The 4,247-nt window shown below is 60.2% G+C and carries 5 protein-coding genes; 3 read left to right on the top strand and 2 right to left on the bottom strand.

Translation table 11 applies throughout. The features are described from left to right. A partial coding sequence (locus AB5Y85_RS14620; protein WP_368221653.1) for a LysR family transcriptional regulator occupies positions 1-444 on the bottom strand: 444 nt, incomplete at its 3' end. Between the two features lie 96 nt (positions 445-540). Here AB5Y85_RS14620 and AB5Y85_RS14615 point away from each other — a divergent pair. Together AB5Y85_RS14615 and AB5Y85_RS14610 are read left to right on the top strand one after the other, a co-directional pair. Continuing rightward, entirely contained in the window at positions 541-1,593 is a 1,053-nt protein-coding gene (locus AB5Y85_RS14615; RefSeq protein WP_005348510.1) for an HlyD family secretion protein, read from the top strand. Next, positions 1,593-3,146, top strand: a complete 1,554-nt coding sequence (locus AB5Y85_RS14610; protein WP_252656708.1) for a DHA2 family efflux MFS transporter permease subunit — start codon at positions 1,593-1,595, stop codon at positions 3,144-3,146. The genes AB5Y85_RS14615 and AB5Y85_RS14610 overlap by 1 nt, the downstream gene beginning before the upstream one ends. Positions 3,147-3,223: 77 nt before the next feature. Here AB5Y85_RS14610 and AB5Y85_RS14605 read toward each other — a convergent pair whose 3' ends face one another. Continuing rightward, positions 3,224-3,850 carry a lysoplasmalogenase gene (locus AB5Y85_RS14605; RefSeq protein WP_005348507.1) on the bottom strand — a complete coding sequence of 209 codons (627 nt, stop codon included), beginning with the start codon at positions 3,848-3,850 and terminating at the stop codon, positions 3,224-3,226. Positions 3,851-4,025: 175 nt separating this feature from the next. On the opposite strand from AB5Y85_RS14605, the gene AB5Y85_RS14600 reads away from it, so the two are divergent. Next, positions 4,026-4,181, top strand: coding sequence for a hypothetical protein (locus AB5Y85_RS14600; protein WP_005348505.1), 156 nt, complete (start codon positions 4,026-4,028; stop codon positions 4,179-4,181). Positions 4,182-4,247: the final 66 nt, after the last annotated feature.

Raw genomic sequence — 4,247 nt, 5'->3', positions numbered from 1 at the left:
GCTCATGTCGCCAATCCGCACCACCGCATCCAGCCCTTCACTGATGGGGTCTACCACCCGGTTGGTCAGTTCCAGCTCCACCTGCAGGGCGGGATAGGCCTGCAAAAACTTGGCAACCAGGCGCCCGACCACCAGTTGCCCCGTCTCGATGGGCACCGCCAGTTTGAGGGTGCCGGTCACCTCCTGCTGGCTGGCGCTCAGCATCAGCTCGGCTTCGGTCAGGGCATCGACCGCCTTGCTACAGTGCAGGTAGTACTTCTCCCCCTCCTCGGTCAAAGTGAGCTGACGAGTGGAGCGATAGAGCAGACGCACTCCGAGCCGCTGTTCCAGCTCCGCGATGCGGCGGCTGACCATCGCCTTGGTCATCCCCAGCTCGCGGGCGGCCCCCGTAAACGAGCCCTTGTCGACGATACGCACCAGAATTAACGCGGCATTGAGATCCATTGTTGCACCAGTGAAACTGTATATCTCGTGAACCAATACTAATCGAAACAGTTGACCAGTGTTAGCCTGCGCCCCTTAAGTTCAGGAATCACAAAAATGAGTCAACACAAAAAAATTCCCCTGCTGGCAGCCATGATATTGGCGCTGCTCGGTCTGCTGTTCGCCGGTTACTGGTATCTTCACGGCCGCTATTTTGAAAGCACCGACAACGCCTATCTGCAAAGTGAAGTGACCGGGATCAGCTCCAAGCTGCCCGGCTATATCCGCGAAGTGCTGGTCACCGACAACCAGCCGGTCAAAGCGGGCCAACTGATCGCTCGTCTCGATGATCGCGAATACAAAACCAGGGTCGCGGAGGCCGAAGCCGACCTGCGCCTCAATCAGGCGACGGCCGAAAATCTGGCCGCCACCCGCACCCAACAACTGAGCCTGATCCAGCAGGCCGAGGCCAAGGTCGCCTCCGCCAATGCCGAACAGCTGCGCGCCAGCCAGCAGGTCAACCGGATCAGTCAGCTCAACCAGCGCCACTACAGCTCGCAAGATAGTCTGGACGAGGTGCGTGCCGGCCTGCAGGTCAATCAGGCGCAAGCCCGGGAGGCCCAAGCCGCCCTGCAAGCGGCCCGTGAGCGACTGCTGGTACTGGATGCCGAGCGCAAACAGAATCTGGCCAAGCTGGCATTGAGCGAAGCGCAACTGGAGCAAGCCAAGCTGGAGCTAGGTTATACCGAGCTGCGGGCACCGGCCGATGGCATCATCGGCAAGCGCAGCCTGCGGGAAGGGCTCTACGTCCAGTCCGGTATGCAGGTCGCCAGCCTGGTGCCGCTGCAGCAGGTGTGGGTCGAGGCCAACTTCAAGGAGACCCAGCTCGCCCATATGCAGCCGGGCCAGAAGGTCGAAGTGGTACTCGATGCCTACCCGGATCAACCGGTCGAGGGGATCATCGACAGCCTGGCTCCGGCGACCGGCGCCAAGTTCGCCCTGCTGCCACCGGAGAATGCCACCGGCAACTTCACCAAAATCGTGCAACGGGTACCGGTGAAGATCCGCATCCCCGAGCCGGGCCCGCTGGCAGGCAAGCTGCTGCCGGGTCTCTCGACCGAAGTGATCGTGGATACCCGCACTCCTGATCCCGTGGTGGCTGCCAACTGATGGAACCCATTCCACGTCGCAACTGGATCGCGGTCATGGGGGGCCTTATCGGCGCCTTTATGGCCATCCTCGATATCCAGATCACCAATGCCTCCCTGAAGGACATTCAGGGGGCCCTGTCAGCCACCCTGAGCGAGAGCTCCTGGATCTCCACCTCCTATCTGGTGGCGGAGATGATCGCCATCCCCCTGAGCGGCTGGTTGAGCCGGGGGTTGAGTGTGCGCCGTTACCTGCTCTGGACCACCGGTGCGTTTATCGCCGCCTCCGTGCTCTGCTCGTTCAGCTGGAACCTCACCAGCATGATCGTCTTCCGGGCGCTGCAAGGCTTCACTGGCGGGGCGCTGATCCCGATGGCCTTTTCCCTCATCGTCACCCTGTTGCCGCTACAGAAGCGGGCCACCGGCATGGCGCTTTTTGGCCTCTGCGCCACCTTCGCCCCCGCCATCGGCCCGACCCTCGGTGGCTGGCTCACCGAGCAGATGTCGTGGCACTACATCTTCTATCTCAACGTGCCGCCGGGACTGCTGGTGATAGCCATGCTGGCCCACGGGCTTGATAAAAAACCGGTGGACTGGGCCGTGATCAAGCGGGTAGACCTCATCGGGATTGTCACCATGGCGCTCGGCCTCGGCCTGCTGGAGGTGGTACTGGAAGAGGGCAACCGGGAAGACTGGTTCGGCTCAAGCTTCATCGTGCGACTGGCAGTCATTTCGGCGGTGGCGCTGGTGTTCTTCGTCATCAGCCAGCTGATCCGCCGTCACCCGCTGGTCAATCTGCGGCTGCTGCACAACCCGCGCTTCGCGCTGGCCTGCTTCGCCTATCTGATCCTCGGCATGGCGCTGATGGGATCTATCTATGTGTTGCCGCTCTACATGACCCAGATCCACAACTACAACGCGCTGGAAATCGGCGAAGTCCTGATGTGGATGGGGCTGCCGCAACTGCTGGTGCTACCGCTGGTGCCCAAACTGACCCACAAGATAGACCCGCGCTATCTGGTGAGTTTCGGCTTCCTGATCTTCGCCGTCAGCTGCTTTATGAACGTCAACATGAGTGCCGACTACGCCGGGCCGCAGCTGATCCAGTCACTGATCGTGCGGGCGCTGGGGCAGCCCTTCATCATGGTGCCGCTCTCCCTGGTCGCCACCGCCAGCCTGAGCCACGACGAGATCCCCTCCTCCTCGACCCTGCTCAACGTGCTGCGCAACCTGGGTGGTGCGTTCGGTATCGCCATCATCGCGACCATGCTCGATAACGATACCCGCACCCATGTGCTGCAAATTGGCAGCACTCTGGCCGCCAGCAGTATCGAGGGGCAAAACTATCTGCTGCAACTGGCCCAGAGCATGATGGCGCAGAGTTCAGGCCCCGAGATTGCCCAGCAGCAAGCACGGGCCATGCTGGCCAATACCATCAACCGGGAGGCGGCCATCATGGCCTACAACCAGGTGTTCTACATCATGGGGATCTTCCTGCTGATCGCCAGCGCACTGATGCTGTTGCTCAAATCCCCCGCCCCACGGGCTGCGGATGCCGAACCGCTAGAGGCGTGAAAAACGCCGGGCATAAAACGAAAAACGGGCCAATGCCCGTTTTTCGTTATCTGTTGCCTGCACTCAACCAGAAGACGTTATCCCGCCAGCGACCCTGCAATCAGGAATTGCGCTGCGAAGTAGCTACTCATCACCCAGGCGCGGGCGTGGGGAAAGGGGCGGCGGAAGCGATCGAGCGCCAGCATGCTGTCGGAGAAGAGGAACATCAGCGCCCCCACCAGAGCGGCGGCCGAACCGGCAGTGAGAGAGGCGTGCCAGGCACCGGCGGCCACCCAGGCCATGCCAATGATCACCAGCATGTAGCAGAAGACCGGGATCCGCATCTCCCCCAGCTTGCCCCACAGCAGGCCAAAGACCATGCCGGCGATCAGCAACAGCAGCAAACCATCCACCAGATTGAGCAACAACGGCCCTTGGGCAAAACCGACGATATAGCAGAGATGCGCGACAAGAAATGCCGCCAACCCCTGAATGAAGCGATCGCTTGGCAACATCAGCAGCACATCGCCCGCCAGCGAGAGACAAAGGCCGAGCAGGATCCAGGCGTGTGAACCATCGTGGTCATAACTCTGGTAGCCGAACGCCAACGCGATGATAAGCAGCATGGTCAGCGGCTTGCTGATATAGAACTGGCGGCTGTCTGAACCGTAGGCAGCACGGATGTGCCACCAACCTGAAGCGATGATCAAGAAACTCAATAACATGCCCTGCTCCTCACCTGTTGCTCGCAGTCATACGGCAACCGTTTTTATCATGGTGCAGGGTAACAAATTCCCTCCCCCAGTGGCAGGGGTGCTTATCAAATGGGCAGGCTAAGCCTAAAGTCTAATTGCCGCCCCGAGTGGTTCAGGGCATAAGTGATGGGTCTGGAGGATCACCATGGAAGAAGCTATGAAGAACTATCTGCCCGCCATCGATATCATGATGTGCCATCTGGGGATCAGCTTTGAGCAGGCCTGCGAACAGCTGGGTCTTAGCCAGCAGGAGCAACAGGCACTGGATCAGTTGCAGCAACAGCAGAGCCAAGCCAACTAGCTTGGGTTGAATCATAGAAGAGAAGACCGCCAGCAGGCGGTCTTCTCTTTTAGTCTCTGTGATAAT

It is taken from the genome of Aeromonas sp. R3-1 (genome assembly GCF_040908345.1).
Classification (GTDB): domain Bacteria; phylum Pseudomonadota; class Gammaproteobacteria; order Enterobacterales; family Aeromonadaceae; genus Aeromonas; species Aeromonas veronii.
The sequence above is the reverse complement of the archived record's forward strand: the minus strand, read 5'-3'. Positions and strand labels throughout refer to the sequence as shown.